The following is a 19,964-nucleotide window of genomic DNA, read 5'->3' as shown; positions in this document are numbered from 1 at the left end:
AACCACCAGGACGTCAGCCCTCCGGCCGCACCTCTTCCGGCAGTTCTTCCCGCTCTACCTTGTCACCGAACTGCATCCCCAGCACCCGCCCATCGACCCAGCGCAGCAGCCACAGCTGCGAGAACAGCACCAGGAAACACCAGAACAGCGCCTTGATCATGATCTTATCCTCAAGGGAAGCCCGCGGCCTCCTCAGGCATTATCATAGTCCCGCCACCGCCAACCAGCTAGATAGCCGGCTAATAGAATTTGCACATCTGTCCGGGGTGTGGGATGAAAAAAGAATATCATCCTATGATGGTGTATAACCCTTTGATTTATGGTAAGGAGCCGTCATGTCAGCAAGGTAAAGTATCATCCTCTCTTGCCTTGCCTACTCGCGGAAGAGATCAGCGTGGCTACCAGTACGAGCCAAATGCAACTCGTCGCCCTCTACGCGATACAGCAGCAACCAATCGGGTTCGATGTGGGCATCTCGATAGCCCTTCCGGTTCCCCCGTAACGGGTGATCCTGGTAGGTATCTGGCAAGGGAGCTTGCTTGAGCAGCAGGCCCAGCAAGCACCGCAGCTTGTTCATGTCCTTGCCGCGCTTCTGGACCCGCTTCACATCGCGTTTGAACTGGCTGGAACGGACTGGGGTCAGCATCAGATGCCCAAGTCATCGAACAGTGCATCCGCGCTATCAAAGCGCTTGCCCTTGCCGGCTTCCAGATCTTCCAGAGCCTTGGCCGTGGTGGCGTTCGGCACCTGCACGGCAAACGGCAGGCGCTTTTCGTCGGCGATCCGCAGCATCAGTAGGCGGATGGCGTCGGACACGGACAGACCCATGGCCTCCAGGGCGGCGGTGGCGCGCTCTTTGGTTTCACTGTCGATGCGGGCTCGAACCACGGTATCAGCACTCATGATTCTCTCCTTTTCTTGCGTAGCTACGATGTAGCTACATTATAGCTGGGCTACGCAACCTTGTCATCACCGGAGGATGACTCTCTATTTTCAAGGATGACACTTTGTTTTCATCCCACACGGGGTGATCGATAGCCCACAAAAGCGCGGGGCCGGCATGGCGCCGGCCCCGATCTCACAACGACTGATTCAGCCCATCTTCGTGGGGGCCGGGTCGACAGGCTCCCCCGGGCTGTTATCGCCCCGCTCGACCAGGCTGTCGCGGATCTGGCGCAGCAGCAGGATATCCTCGGGTGGCGCCGCCGGTTCGGTTGGCGCCACAGCCTCCTGGCGGCGCAGGCGATTGATGCCCTTCACCAGCAGGAACACAGCAAACGCGACGATCAGGAAGCTGATCACGTTATTGACGAACAGCCCGATATTCAGGGTCACCGCGCCGTCGGCGGCGGCATCCACCGGGGTGGCATAGGGCCCCTCGCCCTTCAGCACCAGGAAGATATTGGAAAAGTCGACCCCGCCCATCAGCAGGCCAATCGGCGGCATCAGCACATCATTCACCAGACTGGTGACAATAGTGCCGAAGGCCCCACCGATGATGATACCCACCGCCATGTCGACCACATTGCCGCGTACGGCAAACTCCTTGAACTCCTTGAACATCTGTCGCCCTCCCTGTGGATGCGGCCATCCCGCCGCCCCTGCGACGGTGCCGACAAGCCAGGCAGGTTGAGTATAGTTCGAAAGATGCTGGGTGCTCTTACAACCTCTCCGCCACCCTTTCCAGAATCTGCCGGCTTACCCGGCCAACCAGCGGCGTGGCGGCCTTGTTCACCGCCTTCTCGAGCAGCTTGTTGCGCAGCTTGTAGGTCAGGGTCAGGTTGACCTCGGTGCCGCCCTCCACCGGCCGCAAGCGATAACGCCCCTGATTCTCCACGCCGTCCAGCGAGGCCCAGGCCAGCGCCTCCGGCGCGCGCCGCTCGGTGATCTCCACGTCGAAGTGCCAGTCGCGCCCCACGGCATGCACGTGCCAGCGGTAGCGATCCTCGCCCAGCGCCTCGATGCTGTGGATCAGGTCAGAGTAGTCGGCGAAGTCCTCCACCCGCTCCAGCAACGCGAAGACCCGCCCCGGTGGCGCCGCGAGGATCGTGGAGTGTTCAATGGTGGCCATGGCGTGCTCCCTGCAACGGTGATCGGGCTCAGCGGCAGAGTATCGCAGCTAGCCCCGATATTGGGAAAACCCGGGTTGGGTAAATCCAGGTCTATCGCAGAGAGCCAAGGGTATTGTGGGAGCCCGATTTATCGGCGATCAGCCATCGCGCAGAATCTGCGCTCCCACAAAGGGCGACACGGTAACTGCCATTGCCTTGTTGGAATTTCAGCCATCGCCAAGCTCCACTCCCAGCGTCACCTCCATCACATGCCCTTGCTCTGCCGCCCAGGCCAGCAGCACCTCGCGCAACGCCTGCTGGGCGTGGCGCTCGCCATGCACCAGGCGGATATGCCGCGGCGGGCGGCGCATACGGCGCACGAAGTTGAGCAGGTCGTGCTGATCGGCGTGGGCCGAGTAGCCCGAGACCGTCTCCACCCTGGCGCGAATATCGATGCGCTCGCCGTCGAGTGCCACCCAGCCGCCGCGCGGCCCGTAACGCAGGATATCGCGCCCCGGCGTGCCGGTGCCCTGGTAGCCGGTAAACAGCACACAGTGACGCGGGTCACCCAGCATGCGTTTGAGGTAGTTGACCACCCGCCCGCCACTCACCATGCCACTGGCTGCGATCACCACCGCCGGGCGATGGCTCTCGGCCAGATAGGCCACAGTCCGCTCGTGTTCCTCGTGGGAGCTAACGGTATAAAGATTCTCGAAGCTGAGCGGATGGCGCCCCGCCCGCAGCCGGGCGTGGGCCTCGGCGTCCCACCACGGCTTGAGCTCGCGATAAACCTCGGTGAAGCGCGCCGCCAGGGGCGAATCGACGATGATTTCCAGCTCCCGCAAGCGTCGGCTGCCCGCCTGATGGATCAGCGCCTCCAGTTCATAAAGCAGCTCCTGGGTGCGGCCGATGCTGAACGCCGGGATCACCACCGTACCGCCATTCTCCAGCGCCTGATCGATGGCCGCCTTGAGCCGCCCGCGGCGGTGGCGGCGATCCTCGTGGCGGCGATCGCCGTAGGTGCTCTCCAGCACCAGGCTGTCGCAGCCCCAGGGCGGCTCTGGCGCCGAGAGCAGCGGCGCATAGGGCGCGCCCAGGTCGCCGGAGAACAGCGTGCGCTGGGTATCGCCGCGCTGCCGGTCGAGCACATCCACCTCCACATAGCAGGAACCCAGGATATGCCCGGCGCGCTTGAGCTTGACTCGCACCCGGTGGCGCGCATCGTCCACCAGGGTGTGCCACTCCCGGTAGGGAAGCGCCACCAGCCGCCCCGCCACCTCGGCCAGGAAGCGCTCGATCAACGCCCGGTCGCGGGTGAAGCCGATCTTCAGCGCATCCTCGATCACCAGTGGCAGCAGCCGCGCCGATGGCACCGAGCAGAGGATCGGCCCGCGATACCCCGCCGCCAGCAGGTAGGGCAGCCGGCCGATATGGTCGATATGCACATGGGTCACCACCAGCGCCAGCACGTCATCGACCGGGAAGCTCACCTTGAGCTGCTCGAAGCTGTCGACGTGGTCGGCATCCTGGCCCTGGAAGAGCCCGCAGTCTACCAGCAGCGCACGGTCGTCACTGATCTGCAGGCGATGGCAGCTGCCGGTCACCCCGCTGGCGCCGCCATGGTGAGAAAGATGGTGGGAAGGATGAGGGGAAAGCTGAGAATAACCAGACATGCACGAGGCCTCCCTGCCGGTGAGTTACCGACAGTGTAGGCGTTGAAAACCGGGGACGGACCCCGATTAGCGAATCACCTACAGCTACCGTCGACTCTCACTGACGGCCATCGCCCCTTTCATGGTCGACGCTGACAGCAACCGCCGCCGTCACGAGCAACGCCATGACCCGTCGCGCCCGTCTGCTGCTTCCCGGCACCCCGCTGCATCTGATCCAGCGGGACCACAACCGCAGCGTCTGCTTCGCCGACCCCGAAGACTGCCTGGCCTACCTGCAGCTGCTCGAGGAGGCCAGCCACGACAACGGCATCGCCATCCACGCCTACGTGCTGATGACCAACCACGTCCATCTGCTGGCCACGCCACGGGGCGACCCGCAAGCCATCAGCGAAATGGGGGGCTGTCCCCGATTAGGTACCGTACCGAGATTACCGACCATGTGTAAACTGTAGTTGACACCCATAAACATGCCAACTACAGTTGACATATGATCGAGCTCATAAAGACCGATGTCTTTGATCAATGACTACGGAGCCTCCGTGATACGCGAGCACGTACCAAGATTGCCGCCCGCCTCAGGCGGCTCAGTCTGGGCAACCCTGGCGACGTAAAGCCAGTAGGCGAAGGCATATCGGAATTGCGTATTCCTCTCGGCCCGGGCTACCGCGTCTACTACCTGGCCAGAGGCCCAGTGGTCGTGGTGTTACTCTGTGGGGGCGACAAAAGCACCCAGCCACGTGACATCGAACAGGCCAAAATCATTGCCGCGCAATGGAAGGAGTGATCCCATGGGGACTCAACACGTGACATTCACCCACTACGACACTGCCGAGTACCTCCAGACCGAGGAGGAAATCGCCGCCTATCTGGAAGCGGTGATGGAAGAGAACGACCCTGCTCTTCTCGCCGCCGCGCTGGGCGATATCGCCCGCGCCCGCAACATGAGCCAGTTGGCCAAGCAAGTCGGCATGAGCCGGGAAGGGCTTTACAAGGCGCTCTCCGGGGAAGGCAACCCCGCTTTCTCTACCATCAGCAAGGTCGCTAATGCCCTGGGGCTGCGACTGGCCATCGAACCACTCTCTCGGCCACATACCCCAAGCTGATTTGGGCAGCGTGCGAAGAGGGAAAAGGGAAATGGGGGTCTGTCCCCGATTAACCCAGCTACCGTCGATTTTCACTGACGGCCATCGTCCCCTGCATGGTCGACGCTGACAGCAACCGCCGCCGTCACGAGCAACGCCATGACCCGTCGCGCCCGCCTGCTGCTTCCCGGCACCCCGCTGCATCTGATCCAGCGGGGCCACAACCGCAGCGTCTGCTTCGCCGACCCCGAAGACTGCCTGGCCTACCTGCAGCTGCTCGAGGAGGCTAGCCACGACAACGGCATCGCCATCCACGCCTACGTGCTGATGACCAACCACGTCCATCTGCTGGCCACGCCACGGGGCGACCCGCAAGCCATCAGCGCCATGATGAAACGCCTCGGCCAGGTCTATGCACAACGCTTCAACCGCCGCTATCGGCGTACCGGCGCGCTCTTCGAGGGTCGTTTCCGCTCATGCCTGGTGGGAGAATTCCGCTACCTGCTGACCTGCCATGCCTATATCGAGCTCAACCCGGTGCGGGCCGGCATGGTGGCCCATCCTGCCGACTACCGCTGGTCGAGCTACGCCGCCAACGCCCAGGGCAGCCCCGACCCCATCGTCACGCCACATGCTGCCCTGCACGACCTGGGCGCCTCCTCCGCCGCGCGGCGTCAGGCCTACCGCGAGCTGTTTCGTGGTCAGCTGGCGAAAGACCGGATCGACGAGATCCGTCGGGTCACCCACAGCGGCCTGGTGCTGGGCACAACGCACTTCCAGCAACAGGTCGCCGAGCTGCTGGGACGCCGCACCGTACCGGGAACGCCCGGCCGCAAGCCCAAGCCGCCACCGGATGTCGACTGAAATGGGGGTCTGTCCCCGATTAGGCATGCCGATTAGGCAGGATGAGGTGCCCTGGCGCCCTTCAGCAGGCCCTCGGTGCTTAGATCCTCATCAAGGTCGGGCCAATGGATGCCGTAACCACCGCCAGCAAGCTCCCAGTTGTTACGTTGCGCTGGAGTCGCCGAGCAGAGCCGCGGGAACCAGGCCAGTGGCACGGAGATCGCTCTACCATCCATCAGTTCGACGGTGAGACGATTATCATCGATTTGCACGCTCATGACTCGCAGGTCGTTGTCAGATACCAAAGAATGCATGCCATGCCTCCCGCAATTCTTGCTCACGCTCACGGACCATCCGCTGTATCCGACCGAGCTCCTTGGCAGAAAATCCAATATTACGCGCAACCACCGCATCATGCAGCCATACCTTGGCCGTCGCACTGCCGTGGTCGACATGTACATGGGGCGGTTCATCGGGCTCATGGCTGTAGAAATAGAACCTGTAGCCATCACAGCGCAGGACGGTTGGCATCACCACTCCCCAGAAAAGCCCAAGCTACTCAAGCATAGCGGATCCTTCATACGCCAAACGACGGCATGGTGAGAAATTGGGTTCATCGCATTTTGCCGGGAAACGCGGCACGGATCTTCAGGAAGAAGTATTCCGTGTCGCGGTACCCATAGGCCATCCTTTTGATGACCTTGATCCGGTTGTTCATGCCCTCGAGCACGCTGGTGTTCAGCCGGTGGCGAGCACTGGAGACGATACCGTCCAGGTAGGGTTCCAGCTTCCGGGTGAAGCGGATCAGGGCGTCGATGCCGCTGCTCAACGCCATACCGGCCCACTCTTGCCAACCGCTGCGTGCCGTCGCCTCGTCCTCGGCAAACCACAGTGTCTTGAGCTGGTCCTTGAGCAGATAAACCTTGGTCAGTGAGGCATTGGCGGCCAGCAGCTCTTCCAGCTTCACCGCCTGCTCCGGCTTGAGGTTGTCCTGGTTGCGTAGCAGCAGCCAGCGGCTGCCCTTGATAACCTTGCGGGCCGCCTTGTCGTCGCGTAGCTGATTGGCCTGATCGACGCGCACCCGGTCCATCACCTCGCGCCCGTACTTGGCCACCACATGGAAGCGATCGTAGACCACCTCGGCATTGGGACACTGGGCTTTCACTTCGAGATCGAAGGAGGCGTTCATGTCCATGGCGACCGCCTCGATCTGTTCACGCGCCTCGCCCAGCCATTCGAAGAACGGCCGGATCGCCTCGCGGGAGCGGCCTTCGCCGACCCACACCACCTGCTGGGTGTCAGCACAGGCGATCACCGTGGCGTAGCGGTGCCCCTTGTGCAGGGCGAACTCGTCCATCATCAGGCGCCGCAACCGGGTCGGATCCGGCGCCGGCAAGTCACGCTGCAGGCGCTTCTTGTCGATGGTCTTGACGGTATGCCAGTGCAGGCCGACCAAATCGGCGACATGCCGGATCGGCAGCAACGTCACCAGACGCTCCACCCACTGCCGCAGCGTCGTGGTCACCGGTGAGCGGCCCGGCAACCAGTCAATGCGTTCGCGTGTTGGGCCACAGACGGGACAGCGCAGGCGACGCACCGGCACCTCCAGCTCCACCCGGTAAATCAGCAACGGTGCCTCACGGACGCGACGATGGTGCACGTCATGAACGAGGAAGCAGGCGTGGTCACAGCCGCTGCAGACGGGAGGGACCCTGTCATCAGGGGCCAGCGTGAGGCGTAGCGTTTGCTCATCCAGAAATGCGTGGTGAGCGACGGTGAAACCTTTCCAGAATAGGCAGAGCGGGGTAGCATCCATGGCAACGGCGGTATCCGTAGGCTGACGTTTTGGCGAATATCAGCTTACTCGGATTTACCGCCGTTTCTCTATCCCCGCCTTTTCCTAAGATTGCTTCGCTTTCACGCCAGTCTGCGAAGAACCAGAAATTGGGGTCTGTCCCCGATTAAGACCCAAAAACACAACAGGCCGCCGATCATATGATCGGCGGCCTGTTGGGGTCTTCCAGCTCTATCAGCCCGCAGTGCGGGCCGGAGACTTACGCCTGGGCGGCAGTCTTGGCCTTGGCAGCCGGGGCGGCTTCCTTGGCGGCCTTGCTGGTGGCGCTGGCGGCAGACTCGGTGACCTGCTTGGCAGATTCCTGCACCTGCTTGACGCTGCTCTCGGTCAGCTTCTGGCTCTCCTGCACGAACTCCTGCTGCAGGGCCACGACCTTCTCGGCGTCGCCCTTCAGGCGCTCGGTCAGCTCCTTGGCGACCTGCTGCTGGCCTTCCAGGTAGCTCTTGAGGCCCTCGGCGTCTTTCACTTCCACCAGGTTGCGCAGCTGCGCCAGGCTGGTGTCGGTGTAGGCCTTGGTGGCCTCGAGCTGGGCGTTGACCAGCTTCTCGGTCAGGTCGATGGACAGCGCGGCATAGGCGCGGGCCGGGGCGAAGAACAGCGACTCGAGCTGAGCGGTGTCGAATTGCTTGGAATCGAAGTTGAAGGCGTTGGTCATGGTGAACTCCCGGTTCTGGCTGATGGGAACGGGATCTCAGGATGAAGGCCCCGCTCTGCTGCAACGCAACAATAGCACCCATGATTGTGCAGTGCAACATCGGCTGCCCGGCAGAACCCGCAGCGACAATCAGGGTCTGTCCCCGATTGCGATCAGGGTCTGTCCCCGATTGCGCTCGACGCCTGCAAACGTGACACTACCAGTTACAAATCGCTACAGCTCCAAGTCCTTCATGTCAGGGAACCGCCATGCATGCCGCCGATGAGGCCTTGAACCACTCCGCGCCTGATGACCAGGCACCCAACCCGCGCCTGCGCAAGGCGTTTATCATCACCGCCTTCTTCACCTTTACCGTGCTGTTGCACGTCACCTTCCCCAACCTGGGCGGCACCGGGCTGCGCATGCCCCACAACGCCGCGGTATGGATGGGCTTCGGGGTGATGATGGCCATCGCCATGTGGCCGGCGAGCCGCGGGGTAATCCGCTTCAGCGCCTTCCACAAGGGGCTGGGGCTGCTGCTTCTGGCGCTATGGCTTCCCTTCCTGTGGAGCTGGAACGAGGCCTCGTTGATCGCCCTGCCCCGCATGCTGACGGTTACCGCCGGGGCCATCCTACTGCTGGGCATCGCCCAGTTGCAGCTCACCCGCCGCGACTGGTGGTGGATCGGCATGGCGATCCTCTCCGGCGTGCTACTGGAGACAGCCTTCGGCTATGTGCAGCACTTCGTGCTGGAACCGGGCAACTGGCTGGGCTACCCCGTCGAGACCGGCCGGCCGTATGGTGTCTTCCAGCAGGTCAACGTGATGGCGAGCTTCCTGGCAACGGGGTTAGTAATCTCCGCCTGGTTGTTTGCCGAGGCACGCAGCAACGTCCAACGCGGCATTACCCTGCTCGCACCGCTGTTTATTCCCTTCCTGCTGCTTACCATCGCCTCGCGCAGTGGCTTTCTGGGCACTCTGATCGCCGTGCCGCTGGTGATGGGCTACCTGTGGCATCAGGATCGTCGTCGATTCCTGCAATGGAGTGGCGCCCTGCTCGCCGGCACCGCGATCGCCGCTGTGCTATTCATGCTGACAACGGAAGGTGGCGGCGCAGTGGCCCGCAAGCTGGAACAGGGTGGCGGCGAGCGCATCCCGGTCTACCTGCATAGCCTGAAGATGATTCTGGAGGAGCCACTGACCGGCTGGGGCTATGGCCGCTTTCAGCATGACTTCCTGCACAGCTTCGCCGACTGGCGCGCCGCCCTGCCACGCAACCAGCCGGAGATCGTCGATCCCATCATCACACAGACCTACGCCCATCCGCATAACGAATTGCTCTACTGGGGCATCGAGGGCGGGCTACTGCCGCTGCTGGGGCTGATTGGTTTCGGTAGTTGGATGCTTTGGCGGTTGGTGACCAAGGGGCCGAATGGGGAAAAGCTTCTACTGGTGGCACTTATGTTGCCATTGATCATTCACAACATGCTGGAACTGCCCTTCTACCATAGTCAGGCACATTGGTTGGTGTTTTTGATGCTAATGGGAATGGCAGAAAATAGGTGCTCGAGGGAGAAGAAAAAGGAGAACAAGTATACGTTTGGAGTTCGGCTAGGGGGAGGACTGATACCGGTGGCGCTGGGAGTTTTTATGGGAACGCACTTACATACCCTCTGGCAGACTAAGACCTATATTGAAACTCAAGGGCAAGAATTCAATGTGCTAACAAAAATAATCAACCCCTTCGGAATAGGACACACACTTGAATCAATTGCAATGTCACAACAATTTCATGCCGCATCTGAAATGAGAATTCATGAACTCATGGAAGACTACTTTATTTGGGCAGAAAAGGCAAGAAAGACTTACCCCAATCATGAACTATATATAAACATTATTATTTCCTCCAACCTCCTCGGGAAAACACAAAGCTTCGAGAAATTTTTAAAGCAATCACATCACCTTTTCCCAGGCTCTCGTGAAACTCACAGCATAAAAAATTAGCAGAAAATAAACCCCACCAGCACGGCCAACCACTTCTAAAAAATAAAGCAGCAGCCGACATTAATGTCAGCTGCTGCTTATTATAGCGCAAGATTTAACACCTGATACTCTAGTTCCTACACTCAGAGGGAACAGCGGAGTCATTATCAGAGTTCGCACCCTGCGTACATTCCCAGTCAAATGCACCATTCCTTTCAAGACCAGTAAGAATCAAGGTCTTATCACCGGTTCCAGAACCCATTCCATCAGCTGGAGGGTTATCATAAAGAATGGTAATTATGGGATCGGAGGCAGCAGCATCCACACCTACTGTTATACTCTGAACGTATTTGCTAACCGCCCCACTGTAACCAACAATATCATTTGCTGTTGCTGGATTACTTAGAGATGCTGACGTCCCGCCAGTCTGAAAAAATTCAGCAATGGCTATCTTTGCAGGCCCAGCTAGGTTTAATCCTTCAGTAACTTGAGAACGAGTAACATAATCCTGATATCGAGGGATTGCAATTGCCGCCAAAATACCAACAATCGCCACCACGATCATCAATTCTATCAGGGTAAAACCACCCTGACTGCGCTTCGTTTTCAGCATCTCATGTTTTTTCATCGTCTTGCCCCTTTGCTCCTGTCCGTCCGGCCCGAAGGCCCTTCGGGTTGCAGTGGGCGGCGAGCCGCCCGATTCACACGCTCGGCACCCATGATCCGGCACCTAAGATTACATTAAGTTACGAACCGCCCTCTTGCAAGGTGAAGGGTAGCCCGAGAGGCGATTTTCTTCCTGTGCGGGATCAATATTTTGTGCTGGGCAGAAGACGGGCCGGCGGACAGGGTTGAATTCGCGTGGTTCGCCTTGGGGCATGTGGGTGGGCGCGGGGGCGGCGAGGGGCTAGAATGGGGCATATTGTGATGCCGACATGGCATTTGTCAGCCTTGATCGCCGATAAATCGGGCTCCCACAGACACATCGGGCTCCCCAGGGGATAGCCAGCCTTTTACACAAGGCACTGAACGCCTTTCATCGCCACAGCGAGACGCCATGAACGACTACCGCTCCCCACCCAATGCTTCACTGCACGCCGCCGAGCCCGAAACCAGTGGGCTGCGCGGCCTGGCGCGGCGGCTGGTGGCGGATGGGCGGCTCACCCACGCCGCAGCGGTGCGCGCCGAGGAGGAGGCTCGGGAGAGCGAGGTGTCGCTGCTGGAGCATGTGATCGATACCGGGTTGGTCTCAGCCCGCCAGGCCACGCTGACCGCGGCTTGGGAGTATGGCCTGCCGATCATGGACCTGGACGCCATCCGCGCGGAGACGCTGCCCAAGGCCGAGCGCTTCCCCGAGAAGATCCTGCGTAAGCTAAAGGTGCTGCCGCTGATCCAGCACGGCCACCGCCTCACCGTGGCGGTGCCCTACCCCTCCACCCTGGCACAGCTCGACGAGCTGCAGTTCGCCACGGGCCTGACGCCGGAGGGGATCCTCGCCCCGGTGGACCAGTTGGTGCCGGTGCTGGAGGGCTATCTCGCCAATAGCGAGAAGAGCATGCTCGACTCGCTCAAGGGCGTGGACGACGCCATCGGCGAGCTGGGCTATGGCGACGAGGATGGCAGCGGCGAGGTGGATATCCATGCCGACGCACAGTCGGCCCGGGAAGACGCGCCGATCATCAAATTCGTCAACAAGATCCTGCTCGACGCCATCAACCGCGGTGCCTCGGATATCCACTTCGAGCCCTACGAGACCAGCTACCGGGTGCGTTTTCGCATCGACGGCATGCTCCACGACGTGGCTCATCCGCCCTTCGCCATGCGCACCCGCATCGCCGCGCGCCTCAAGGTGATGTCGCGCCTCGACATCTCAGAACGCCGCCTGCCACAGGACGGCGCCATCAAGCTGCGCCTCTCCAAGTCGCGCTCCATCGACTTCCGCGTCAACTCGCTGCCCACGGTATACGGCGAGAAGGTGGTGCTTCGTATCCTCGACCCCACTTCGGCGCAGATCGGCATCGAGCAGCTCGGCTTCACCCCCGAGCAAAAGGCGATGTACGAGACGGTGTTGGACCAGCCTCAGGGTATGATCCTGGTCACGGGCCCCACCGGCAGCGGCAAGACGGTAACGCTCTATACCGGCATCAATATCTTGAACGAGGTGGAGCGCAACATCTGCACCGCCGAGGACCCGGTGGAGATCAAGGTGCCCGGGGTCAATCAGGTCAACGTGCTGCCCAAGATCGGGCTCGACTTCGCCAGCGCCCTGCGCGCCTTCTTGCGGCAGGATCCGGATGTGGTGATGGTGGGTGAGATCCGTGACCTGGAGACCGCCGAGATCGCCGTGAAGGCCTCCCAGACCGGCCACCTGGTGCTCTCCACCGTGCACACCAACTCGGCGGCAGAAACGCTCACGCGTCTCGCCAACATGGGCCTGGCGCCATTCAATATCGCCAGCTCCGTGAGCCTGATCATCGCCCAGCGCCTGGCGCGACGGCTATGCAAGCACTGCAAGCAGCCCGCGGATATTCCCCACGAGGTATTGGAGCAACAGGGCTTCACGCCCGAGGAGATCGCTGACGCCACCATCTTCGAACCGGTGGGCTGCAAGCACTGCACCAAGGGCTTCAAGGGCCGCGTGGGTATCTACGAGGTGGTACCGATCAGCAACGCCATGAGCCAGCTGATCATGCGCAACGGCAACTCCATGGATTTCGACACCCAGGCCCGCGAGGAAGGCCACCCGGACCTGCGCCGCAGCGCCCTGCTCAAGGCGATGCAGGGCGTGACCAGCCTGGCGGAAGTGTTCAGGGTGACGAAGGATTAACGCTGAGAGAAAGCCACTGTAGGAGCGCAGATTCTGCCGGTTCGACGCCTCGACGATGGAGGCCGCAGGCCTGGGCAACGCCGCTATCGCCGATAAATCGGGCTCCCACAATAACCGGGCTCCCACAATAATCGGGCTCCAACAACAGCATTCGCAAGGAACAGGGAACACACCATGGCCACGGCAACCAAACTCAGGTCTAACCAGAAGACCAAGCTCTACCGCTGGAACTGGACCGGCAAGGGCCCCGGCGGGCGCAAGGTGGGCGGCGAGATCATCGCCGCCCAGAAGCAGGAGGTCGAGCGGATCCTCGGCGGCCAGAACATCATCGTCAAGAACGTACGCCGCAAGGGAGGGATCGGCGGCGGCATGGGCAAGATCAAGCCCCGCGACATCATGCTGTTCGCCCGCCAGATGGCCACCATGATCCGTGCCGGCGTGCCGATCCTGCAGGCCTTTCAGGTAGTGGCGGAGAGCATGAAGAAACCCGCCATGAGCGCCCTGGTACAGGAGCTGATGAACGACGTGGGCGCCGGCGCCAGCTTCTCCGAGGCGATGCAGCGCCATCCGCAGCACTTCGACAAGCTGTTCTGCAACCTGGTGGCGGCCGGTGAGCAGTCCGGCTCGCTGGATCGAATGCTCGAACGCGTGGCCACCTACAAGGAGAAGGTGGAGTCGCTCAAGTCGCGGGTAAAGAAGGCGCTGTGGTATCCCGCCGCGGTTATCGCGGTAGGTATTGGCGTTACCGCTCTGCTGCTGATCAAGGTGGTGCCGCAGTTCGAGAGCCTGTTCCACGGCTTCGGCGCCGAACTGCCAGCCATGACCCGCATGACCATCTCGCTGTCGGAGTTCGCCCAGGCCTACTGGTGGTGGTTCATTGTCGGCATCGCGGCCTTCATCTTCTTTATCCGCACCGGGGTGAAGCGATCCGAGAGCTTTGCCTACCGCATGCACGCCTGGTCGCTGAAGATCCCGGTGATCGGCCAGATCCTGGACAAGTCCGCCGTGGCGCGCTACTCGCGCACCCTGGCCACCACCTTCGGCGCCGGCGTGCCACTGGTGGAGGCCCTGGACACCGCCGCCGGCGCCACCGGCAACAAGGTCTACGAGCGTGCCGTGGGCCAGATCCGCGAGGACGTCGCAACCGGCCAGCAGCTCGCCTTCGCCATGCGCATGACCGAACAGTTCCCGCCTCTGGCGGTGCAGATGGTCGGCATTGGCGAGGAAGCAGGCTCCCTGGACGCCATGCTCAACCGCGTCGCCGACTACTACGAGGAAGAGGTCGATAACATGGTTGACACCCTCACCTCGCTGCTGGAGCCGTTTATCATCGTGGTGCTCGGCGTACTCGTCGGCGGCCTGGTGATCTCCATGTACCTGCCGATCTTCGAGCTGGGAAGCGTGATTTGAGGCATGGAGATGTTCTCCCAACGTTTCGGGCTACCAGTCCATGTGACTCGCCACGCCGCCGAGCGCATGGCAGAGCGGTATATCAACCAGGATCAGTTACTCGATCTGCTTGAGCATGGCACGATCCGATCCAAAGACGAGTTCCGGATGTGGATCGCCAAGACATTTCCGGGCCGGAACGACAACCTGGTCTGTGCTGCGGTGATTATCGAAGATAGACTGATCGTGAAGACCGTGATGCATCACTTCCAGTGGGAGCCATGACCATGCGTACCACCTACGACGAAGCCGACGATATTCTGGTGCTGCACCTGGCCGATAAGCCCATCGTCCGGGAAGCCTCGCAGGACTGGAACACCCATATCAGCTATGCCGAGGATGGCTCCATCGTCGAGGTCGTGATTCTGGAGGCTTCCAAGCAGGGCGCCTGGCCGTTGCTCAAGAGCGAAGCGGCCTGACAATTCTTCACCGGGCACCATAGGCCGACACTGTGGGAGCCCGATTTATCGGCGATCTGCCTAAGGAAGCCTTGGTGCTCGACCTCCCCCCTTCCCTCCTCTATCCCCTCACCGCCTTCATCGGCCTCTGCCTCGGCAGCTTCCTCAACGTGGTGATCGCCCGCCTGCCGGTGATGCTGATGCGCGGCTGGCGGGCCGAGGCGCGCGAGGCGCTGGAGCTGCCCGAGGAGCACCACGAACCCTTCAACCTGGTTACCCCGCGTTCCATGTGCCCGAGTTGCGAGCACCCGATCGCCTGGCACGACAACATCCCGGTGCTCGGCTGGCTGAAGCGCCGCGGGCGCTGCGCCAACTGCCATGCCCGCATCAGCCCCCAGTATCCGCTGGTGGAGCTGGCCGGCGGTGCCCTGGCGTTCGCCGTGGCGGTGCTGTTCGGCGCCACCTGGCAGGGGCTGTTTATCCTCGGGGCGTGCCTCTCGCTGCTGGCCATGGCGGTGATCGACCTGCGCACCCAGCTACTGCCGGATTCCCTCACCCTGCCGCTCTTGTGGGCGGGCCTTCTCTACCAGCTACTCTTCCAGCCGCTGATGCTGGAAAGCGCGGTGATCGGCGCCATGGCCGGGTACCTGGTGCTATGGAGCTTCTACTGGGCCTTCAAGCTGATCACCGGCAAGGAGGGCATGGGCTACGGCGACTTCAAGCTGCTCGCCGCCCTGGGCGCCTGGATGGGCTGGCAATACCTGCCGCTACTGCTGATCCTCTCCGCCGGCGTCGGCGCGGTGCTCGGCATCCTGATCCAGCTCGCCGTGCCCAAGCTGCGCGGCGCCCCCATGCCCTTCGGCCCCTACCTGGCACTCGCCGGCTGGATCACCCTGCTGGGTGGCGAGCCGCTGATGGCGATGTATGGGCGGTTTTTTCTGCTGTAAAACAACGAAGCCGCCGCCTCGATCTCTCGAGACGGCGGCTTCTGATCATCAAGAAAGCCAGCAGCTCAATGCCTCGCCGCGATCACCTCCACAATGGTGTTGCCTGACTTCCCACACCCATTCGGCAACAGATCCACCATATCTCCGCTATGCGCGAAGCCGCTCACACCACGCTTGAGCACAGCACAGGCGCGACTGCTATCCAACTCTCGCTCTGCCTCACGTAACTCCTCCAGCAACGCCACCAGCTCTCGATGCGGGAGCACCTCCTCGTGGGCGCGCAGGATCTTGGGGTGCTGGGTGCCGACCACGCTGTCGCCGATCAGCAGCTCCTCATAGAGCTTCTCGCCGGGGCGCAGGCCGCTGAACATCACCTCGATGTCGCCATCGGGGTTCTCCTCGTCCTTCACCTCCAGGCCGGTGAGCTGGATCATGCGCCTAGCCAGGTCGACGATCTTCACCGAATCGCCCATGTCCAGCACGAACACATCGCCGCCTTCCGCCATGGAGCCGGCCTGGATGACCAGCAGTGCCGCCTCGGGAATGGTCATGAAGAAGCGGGTGATCTCTGGATGGGTGACAGTAAGCGGCCCGCCCTGCTCCAGCTGGCGGCGGAACAGCGGCACCACCGAGCCGCTGGAACCCAGCACATTGCCGAAGCGCACCATGCTGAAGATGGTGCGGTGGCCCTCCTTCAACGCATAGCAGCTGGCCAGGTCCTGCAGCACCAACTCGGCCATGCGCTTGGTGGCGCCCATCACGTTGGTGGGGCGCACCGCCTTGTCGGTGGAGATCAGCACGCAGCGCTCCACGCCAAGCCGGGCGGCGCTCTCCGCCACCACCCGGGTGCCGTGCACGTTGTTGCGCACGCCCTCCAGTACGTTGTTCTCGACGATGGGCACGTGCTTGTAGGCGGCGGCGTGGTAGAGGGTCTGAACCCCATAGTGGCGGATGGCTGCTTCCACCCGGTTGCGATCGCACACGTTGCCGAGCAGCGCGACGAGGGGGAAACTGGCGCCCATCTCGATACGCATGGCCTCGAGCTCGTGCTCGATGGCGTACAGGCCGTACTCGCAGACCTCGAACAGGATCAGCGCGCTGGGCCCGCCACGCATCACCTGGCGACACATCTCGCTGCCGATGGAGCCACCGGCACCAGTAACCATCACCACCTTGCCACGCACGCTGGCATCGACCAACTCCCGCCGCGGTGGCACCGGGTCGCGGCCCAGCAGGTCCTCAAGCTCCACCTCTTGCAGCTGATCCATGCTGGCCTCCCCGGCGACGATCTCCGGCATGGAGGGCACCGTTTGCACGTGCACCGGCAGGTCGACCAACTGATCCAGCGCCTGCTTGCGCTGGGCCTTGCTGGCAGAGGGCATGGCCAGCAGCACGCGCGTGATGCCCAGCTCTGCGGCCACGTCCTTAAAATGGGCCGGGTTATGCACCTTCACGCCCTTGATGATGCTCTGCCACAGCGCCGGGGAGTCATCCAGGAAGGCAGCGACATAGTACTCGTGCCCGCTGGAGAGCGCCATGGCCAGCTGGTGCCCGGCCCCGCCGGCGCCGTAGATGGCCACCGACTCCTTCTTGATGTAGTGCTTGATCAGCCACTGGTAGTAGCTGCGCACCAGCAGGCGGGTGCCACCCACATACACCAGGGTGACCAGGGCGAAGTTGATCGGGACCGAGCGCGGGAAGCTTTCCCAGCCATAGAAGTATGCCGCCGCCCACATCAGCACCGCCATGAGCAGCGAACCCTTGACCACCGCCCACAGCGACTGGGGCCCCATGAAGCGCACCACCGCGCGATACAACCCCAGCCGAGCGAAAATGAACACCCCCACCGGCGGCAGGATCACGAACAACCACCAATAGGGCTGCAAGTAGCGCTCCGGCCACCATTCGGCGAGCCGAAGCGCGTAGGCCGACCATAGCGCCAGGGGCAGCGCCACGAGGTCCGTGGCCACCATAATCAGGCGTTTCTTGCCGCGGCTGAGAGCAGCGATGGAGCGGTGCATCTTTCCTGATTGGGTCATGACAACATCCTGTCGTTGAGCTGGCGCGATGGTAGCAAATCTACTGAGATAAGACTTTAATTGCGGCTCACTCGTGTGAGTACCGGCTCGCCGGCGATGCCTCGCAATCGGATCTCAGGGTTTAAGCCTGGGCTTCCAGCAGCAACGCCGTGGCGTCATCGTGGCACTTGAGCCTGGGAAAAAGGTCCCCTTCGGCATCCTGACATTCAAGCTTGCGCAGCCGTCGCAACAGGGCCTCGAGGGCGCCTTGGGCATCTCGAGAACCTAAAAGGGTATCCGGAGTACCGATACCATAGGCTTGCCACGCGGCGGCGAATCCATCGCTGGCCAACAGCATGCGGTGCACTCCCCACGCCTCGACTCGCTTAATGTCCGGCCTGATCTGGTTCTGGTGTGCCACGCTGAGCGCCGAGTAGCCCCCGGGAGTATTCATCAGCGTGCGGTGTGCCACCAGCTTGGGGCGGACCGCCGTCAAGGCACTCTCAAGCGAATGGCCTCGTTGGCGCAAATCCATGACGGCATTGATGGCCCGCCGATCCAGCGCCTGCAGAGGGGAGTCACCAAAGACCCGCTCTACGCCATGCTTGGTCGCCAGGTAGAGCTCGCAATCGCCCAGACGCAGCATGACCAGTTCATCACCTTCCCGGGCCGCCAAGACCAGGGCGGCGGAAGGCTGCTGCTCCACGGGCAGGTTATCGGGGACCCGGGCATACCACGCCTCGGCCACTCGCGCCAGCGCTATCCTCAAGGCATTCTCGACCCGGTGAGTCTCACACCAAGCCTGACGCAGATGGTCAGCGAGCCGCTCCACGAACCAACAGGCATCGCTGGCCTGATCCGTCAGCCGCGAGGGTCCTAAGCCAGTGGCACCATCCAGTACGAATGCCAGGTCGTCCCCGAAATGCCACAGGTCTTCATTCTTCGGCGGGCTGCCTGCGTCACAAACCCTGGCCAGGCCATGCCAGTGACTCATCTCGTCTCCGTTCGCTACGTTATCGTCGGGCGAGTACAATCTTTGCTTATCTCGCCGGCAAGGAGGCACCGCGTTGTCCGTCACTCATTACCTGAGCATCCTGTTTTCTCGGCAACGCTGGCGCCACGCCTTGCTGGCAGCCTTGCTACTGCATTTCGGGCTAGGCGCCTATGCCTTTACTCAGGACATCGCCCTGGGGCTCAACCTGTCCCTGCTGATCAATACCGTACAGTTCGCCTTGATCCAGGCCGCGCTCATGCTGCTCTACACCAGCACCAGCAAGCAGGAGGGCCAGCGTTACTCACAGGACCCCCGCTTCTACCTCAAGCTTTACAAGGACGAGCGCTACCGTATGCTGGCACTCCAGCGCCATACCGCCGGGGATACCCGTGCCTTGACGGGCATCCCCACCGATAAGTGCGTCGGCCCCGCTCTGATACGACTGGCCTCGCGTCATGATCTGTTGATCAGCCAGAGCGTGTTGGAGTGGACTCCCCAGCGGCCCATGACGATCAGCGAGGTGACCTTCGAGCTGATGGATGAATGGTATGACCTGCCGTGGATCGTCACGGAACATGGCCTGGACACCATTCTCAAGCGCTTCAATGCCGTGGACCGTTACGACTATAACGGTTTGACGCTGGCCACCCATGACTGGCATGCCAGCTCGGACCGCTTCGCCTTGCGCTTCAAGAAGTCGTTCTACTACAACTACCTGGCAACCAATATGCTGCCGGAGATGCGCCTTCCAGGAGGTCTGACTTACCGCGACCTGCTGGAGCCTGGCCCCTGCCTCAGCGAGCTGGCGTCGGCCCTGCCGGAGAATCACCTGGGGCTCAGCTGCCTGATCCGCACCCGGGACGGCGCCCTGATCCTGCCCCGCCGTAGTCAACACACCACCGTCTTCAAGGAACAGCTGTCGCCCAGCGTCTCGGGGGCGGCCAACCTCGCTACCTGCCGAACCCCTTCGGGTGACTACTTCGCCACTGGCCTGGCTGGTGCAGGAGCTGCTCGAGGAACTCCCCTTTCTGGCTCACGCCTCGGAGGCGTTTGCCCAGCCCTTGAGCCAGTGTCTGCAAGGAGCCGAATTCCTCGGCATGACCCGCGAGCTACGCCGCTGCGGCAAACCGGAACTGTTCTTCTACCTGCCTCTGGAACTCGATGCTCAGCGGGTCATGACCCTGTGGAGCGATCACCAGCAAGGCGCTAGT

At 61.9% G+C, this 19,964-nt stretch carries 23 protein-coding genes and 1 pseudogene; 11 read left to right on the top strand and 13 right to left on the bottom strand.

Annotated features, from left to right (window positions below; genetic code table 11):
- Positions 1 to 13: 13 nt before the first annotated feature.
- The 6 genes from GRB96_RS10060 to GRB96_RS10035 all read right to left on the bottom strand — a co-directional run bounded on the left by GRB96_RS10060 (position 14) and on the right by GRB96_RS10035 (position 3,724).
- Positions 14 to 160 (bottom strand): hypothetical protein, encoded by a 147-nt coding sequence (locus tag GRB96_RS10060; RefSeq protein ID WP_161432012.1) that lies wholly within the window; start codon positions 158 to 160, stop codon positions 14 to 16.
- A gap of 213 nt (positions 161 to 373) precedes the next feature.
- A complete protein-coding gene (locus GRB96_RS10055; protein ID WP_161432011.1) occupies positions 374 to 646 on the bottom strand; it encodes a type II toxin-antitoxin system YafQ family toxin in 273 nt (90 codons plus the stop codon).
- Positions 646 to 903: a type II toxin-antitoxin system RelB/DinJ family antitoxin gene (locus GRB96_RS10050; protein WP_161432010.1), complete on the bottom strand. Its 258-nt coding sequence runs from the start codon at positions 901 to 903 to the stop codon at positions 646 to 648. Before GRB96_RS10050 ends, GRB96_RS10055 begins: the two co-directional genes overlap by 1 nt.
- 189 nt (positions 904 to 1,092) lie before the next feature.
- The gene (gene mscL / locus GRB96_RS10045; protein WP_161432009.1) at positions 1,093 to 1,563 is read right to left on the bottom strand and encodes a large conductance mechanosensitive channel protein MscL; all 471 of its coding nucleotides are present in this window, start codon (positions 1,561 to 1,563) and stop codon (positions 1,093 to 1,095) included.
- 97 nt (positions 1,564 to 1,660) lie between these two features.
- Entirely contained in the window at positions 1,661 to 2,071 is a 411-nt protein-coding gene (locus GRB96_RS10040; RefSeq protein ID WP_161432008.1) for an SRPBCC family protein, read from the bottom strand.
- Between the two features lie 207 nt (positions 2,072 to 2,278).
- The gene (locus GRB96_RS10035) at positions 2,279 to 3,724 is read right to left on the bottom strand and encodes an MBL fold metallo-hydrolase RNA specificity domain-containing protein (RefSeq protein ID WP_161432007.1); all 1,446 of its coding nucleotides are present in this window, start codon (positions 3,722 to 3,724) and stop codon (positions 2,279 to 2,281) included.
- 164 nt (positions 3,725 to 3,888) lie between these two features.
- Between GRB96_RS10035 and GRB96_RS10030 the strand changes: the two genes are divergently transcribed.
- The 4 genes and pseudogenes from GRB96_RS10030 (at position 3,889) to GRB96_RS10015 (ending at position 5,670) form a co-directional block, all read left to right on the top strand.
- On the top strand, positions 3,889 to 4,176 hold the full coding sequence (locus tag GRB96_RS10030) for a transposase (protein WP_161432006.1): 288 nt from the start codon (positions 3,889 to 3,891) through the stop codon (positions 4,174 to 4,176).
- Between the two features lie 89 nt (positions 4,177 to 4,265).
- Positions 4,266 to 4,508, top strand: a pseudogene (locus GRB96_RS10025) (type II toxin-antitoxin system RelE/ParE family toxin); the annotation flags it as partial.
- Between the two features lie 4 nt (positions 4,509 to 4,512).
- The gene (locus GRB96_RS10020; protein WP_161432005.1) at positions 4,513 to 4,827 is read left to right on the top strand and encodes an addiction module antidote protein; all 315 of its coding nucleotides are present in this window, start codon (positions 4,513 to 4,515) and stop codon (positions 4,825 to 4,827) included.
- Positions 4,828 to 4,965: 138 nt separating this feature from the next.
- Positions 4,966 to 5,670 (top strand): transposase, encoded by a 705-nt coding sequence (locus tag GRB96_RS10015; protein ID WP_161432004.1) that lies wholly within the window; start codon positions 4,966 to 4,968, stop codon positions 5,668 to 5,670.
- Positions 5,671 to 5,702: 32 nt separating this feature from the next.
- Here GRB96_RS10015 and GRB96_RS10010 read toward each other — a convergent pair whose 3' ends face one another.
- The 4 genes from GRB96_RS10010 to GRB96_RS09995 form a co-directional block, all read right to left on the bottom strand.
- Entirely contained in the window at positions 5,703 to 5,963 is a 261-nt protein-coding gene (locus GRB96_RS10010; RefSeq protein ID WP_161432003.1) for a DUF2442 domain-containing protein, read from the bottom strand.
- A complete protein-coding gene (locus GRB96_RS10005; RefSeq protein WP_161432002.1) occupies positions 5,944 to 6,180 on the bottom strand; it encodes a DUF4160 domain-containing protein in 237 nt (78 codons plus the stop codon). Before GRB96_RS10005 ends, GRB96_RS10010 begins: the two co-directional genes overlap by 20 nt.
- Positions 6,181 to 6,262: 82 nt before the next feature.
- Positions 6,263 to 7,465: an ISL3 family transposase gene (locus GRB96_RS10000; RefSeq protein ID WP_205743519.1), complete on the bottom strand. Its 1,203-nt coding sequence runs from the start codon at positions 7,463 to 7,465 to the stop codon at positions 6,263 to 6,265.
- 238 nt (positions 7,466 to 7,703) lie between these two features.
- A complete protein-coding gene (locus tag GRB96_RS09995) occupies positions 7,704 to 8,159 on the bottom strand; it encodes a phasin family protein (RefSeq protein WP_161432001.1) in 456 nt (151 codons plus the stop codon).
- Positions 8,160 to 8,407: 248 nt separating this feature from the next.
- On the opposite strand from GRB96_RS09995, the gene GRB96_RS09990 reads away from it, so the two are divergent.
- Positions 8,408 to 10,141 (top strand): PglL family O-oligosaccharyltransferase, encoded by a 1,734-nt coding sequence (locus GRB96_RS09990; RefSeq protein ID WP_161432000.1) that lies wholly within the window; start codon positions 8,408 to 8,410, stop codon positions 10,139 to 10,141.
- Between the two features lie 109 nt (positions 10,142 to 10,250).
- Here GRB96_RS09990 and GRB96_RS15765 read toward each other — a convergent pair whose 3' ends face one another.
- Positions 10,251 to 10,748, bottom strand: coding sequence for a pilin (locus tag GRB96_RS15765; protein WP_276608740.1), 498 nt, complete (start codon positions 10,746 to 10,748; stop codon positions 10,251 to 10,253).
- Positions 10,749 to 11,177: 429 nt separating this feature from the next.
- On the opposite strand from GRB96_RS15765, the gene pilB reads away from it, so the two are divergent.
- The 5 genes from pilB (at position 11,178) to GRB96_RS09960 (ending at position 15,741) form a co-directional block, all read left to right on the top strand.
- Complete coding sequence (gene pilB / locus GRB96_RS09980) at positions 11,178 to 12,947, top strand: type IV-A pilus assembly ATPase PilB (protein WP_161431999.1); 1,770 nt, start codon at positions 11,178 to 11,180, stop codon at positions 12,945 to 12,947.
- A gap of 174 nt (positions 12,948 to 13,121) precedes the next feature.
- Positions 13,122 to 14,357: a type II secretion system F family protein gene (locus tag GRB96_RS09975; protein WP_161431998.1), complete on the top strand. Its 1,236-nt coding sequence runs from the start codon at positions 13,122 to 13,124 to the stop codon at positions 14,355 to 14,357.
- Between the two features lie 3 nt (positions 14,358 to 14,360).
- Positions 14,361 to 14,621 (top strand): DUF4258 domain-containing protein, encoded by a 261-nt coding sequence (locus tag GRB96_RS09970; protein WP_240894151.1) that lies wholly within the window; start codon positions 14,361 to 14,363, stop codon positions 14,619 to 14,621.
- Between the two features lie 2 nt (positions 14,622 to 14,623).
- On the top strand, positions 14,624 to 14,815 hold the full coding sequence (locus GRB96_RS09965) for a DUF2283 domain-containing protein (protein WP_089681197.1): 192 nt from the start codon (positions 14,624 to 14,626) through the stop codon (positions 14,813 to 14,815).
- Positions 14,816 to 14,886: 71 nt separating this feature from the next.
- Positions 14,887 to 15,741, top strand: a complete 855-nt coding sequence (locus GRB96_RS09960) for a prepilin peptidase (protein WP_161431997.1) — start codon at positions 14,887 to 14,889, stop codon at positions 15,739 to 15,741.
- 65 nt (positions 15,742 to 15,806) lie between these two features.
- On the opposite strand, the gene GRB96_RS09955 is transcribed toward GRB96_RS09960, so the two are convergent.
- Together GRB96_RS09955 and GRB96_RS09950 are read right to left on the bottom strand one after the other, a co-directional pair.
- Positions 15,807 to 17,780 carry a polysaccharide biosynthesis protein gene (locus GRB96_RS09955; protein ID WP_161431996.1) on the bottom strand — a complete coding sequence of 658 codons (1,974 nt, stop codon included), beginning with the start codon at positions 17,778 to 17,780 and terminating at the stop codon, positions 15,807 to 15,809.
- A 121-nt stretch (positions 17,781 to 17,901) separates the two neighbouring features.
- Positions 17,902 to 18,753: a PP2C family serine/threonine-protein phosphatase gene (locus tag GRB96_RS09950; RefSeq protein ID WP_161431995.1), complete on the bottom strand. Its 852-nt coding sequence runs from the start codon at positions 18,751 to 18,753 to the stop codon at positions 17,902 to 17,904.
- A 73-nt stretch (positions 18,754 to 18,826) separates the two neighbouring features.
- On the opposite strand from GRB96_RS09950, the gene GRB96_RS09945 reads away from it, so the two are divergent.
- Complete coding sequence (locus GRB96_RS09945; RefSeq protein ID WP_161431994.1) at positions 18,827 to 19,963, top strand: hypothetical protein; 1,137 nt, start codon at positions 18,827 to 18,829, stop codon at positions 19,961 to 19,963.
- Position 19,964 lies beyond the last annotated feature (1 nt).

Origin of the sequence: Halomonas alimentaria, from assembly GCF_009902005.1 — a bacterium.
Taxonomy (GTDB): domain Bacteria; phylum Pseudomonadota; class Gammaproteobacteria; order Pseudomonadales; family Halomonadaceae; genus Halomonas; species Halomonas alimentaria.
This window is presented reverse-complemented; position numbering and strand designations above follow the sequence as displayed.

What these genes read in the sequence shown, in the direction of transcription:
- GRB96_RS09970 (WP_240894151.1), top strand. Translation starts at nt 14,361, where the DNA reads ATGGAGATGTTCTCCCAACGTTTCGGGCTACCAGTCCATGTGACTCGC.
- pilB (WP_161431999.1), top strand. Translation starts at nt 11,178, where the DNA reads ATGAACGACTACCGCTCCCCACCCAATGCTTCACTGCACGCCGCCGAG.
- GRB96_RS15765 (WP_276608740.1), bottom strand. Translation starts at nt 10,748, where the DNA reads ATGAAAAAACATGAGATGCTGAAAACGAAGCGCAGTCAGGGTGGTTTT.
- GRB96_RS10050 (WP_161432010.1), bottom strand. Translation starts at nt 903, where the DNA reads ATGAGTGCTGATACCGTGGTTCGAGCCCGCATCGACAGTGAAACCAAA.
- GRB96_RS09955 (WP_161431996.1), bottom strand. Translation starts at nt 17,780, where the DNA reads ATGACCCAATCAGGAAAGATGCACCGCTCCATCGCTGCTCTCAGCCGC.
- GRB96_RS10020 (WP_161432005.1), top strand. Translation starts at nt 4,513, where the DNA reads ATGGGGACTCAACACGTGACATTCACCCACTACGACACTGCCGAGTAC.
- GRB96_RS10040 (WP_161432008.1), bottom strand. Translation starts at nt 2,071, where the DNA reads ATGGCCACCATTGAACACTCCACGATCCTCGCGGCGCCACCGGGGCGG.
- GRB96_RS10005 (WP_161432002.1), bottom strand. Translation starts at nt 6,180, where the DNA reads ATGCCAACCGTCCTGCGCTGTGATGGCTACAGGTTCTATTTCTACAGC.
- GRB96_RS09990 (WP_161432000.1), top strand. Translation starts at nt 8,408, where the DNA reads ATGCATGCCGCCGATGAGGCCTTGAACCACTCCGCGCCTGATGACCAG.
- GRB96_RS10000 (WP_205743519.1), bottom strand. Translation starts at nt 7,465, where the DNA reads ATGGATGCTACCCCGCTCTGCCTATTCTGGAAAGGTTTCACCGTCGCT.
- mscL (WP_161432009.1), bottom strand. Translation starts at nt 1,563, where the DNA reads ATGTTCAAGGAGTTCAAGGAGTTTGCCGTACGCGGCAATGTGGTCGAC.
- GRB96_RS09995 (WP_161432001.1), bottom strand. Translation starts at nt 8,159, where the DNA reads ATGACCAACGCCTTCAACTTCGATTCCAAGCAATTCGACACCGCTCAG.
- GRB96_RS09965 (WP_089681197.1), top strand. Translation starts at nt 14,624, where the DNA reads ATGCGTACCACCTACGACGAAGCCGACGATATTCTGGTGCTGCACCTG.
- GRB96_RS10055 (WP_161432011.1), bottom strand. Translation starts at nt 646, where the DNA reads ATGCTGACCCCAGTCCGTTCCAGCCAGTTCAAACGCGATGTGAAGCGG.
- GRB96_RS10010 (WP_161432003.1), bottom strand. Translation starts at nt 5,963, where the DNA reads ATGCATTCTTTGGTATCTGACAACGACCTGCGAGTCATGAGCGTGCAA.
- GRB96_RS10035 (WP_161432007.1), bottom strand. Translation starts at nt 3,724, where the DNA reads ATGTCTGGTTATTCTCAGCTTTCCCCTCATCCTTCCCACCATCTTTCT.
- GRB96_RS10060 (WP_161432012.1), bottom strand. Translation starts at nt 160, where the DNA reads ATGATCAAGGCGCTGTTCTGGTGTTTCCTGGTGCTGTTCTCGCAGCTG.
- GRB96_RS09950 (WP_161431995.1), bottom strand. Translation starts at nt 18,753, where the DNA reads ATGAGTCACTGGCATGGCCTGGCCAGGGTTTGTGACGCAGGCAGCCCG.
- GRB96_RS09975 (WP_161431998.1), top strand. Translation starts at nt 13,122, where the DNA reads ATGGCCACGGCAACCAAACTCAGGTCTAACCAGAAGACCAAGCTCTAC.
- GRB96_RS10030 (WP_161432006.1), top strand. Translation starts at nt 3,889, where the DNA reads ATGACCCGTCGCGCCCGTCTGCTGCTTCCCGGCACCCCGCTGCATCTG.
- GRB96_RS10015 (WP_161432004.1), top strand. Translation starts at nt 4,966, where the DNA reads ATGACCCGTCGCGCCCGCCTGCTGCTTCCCGGCACCCCGCTGCATCTG.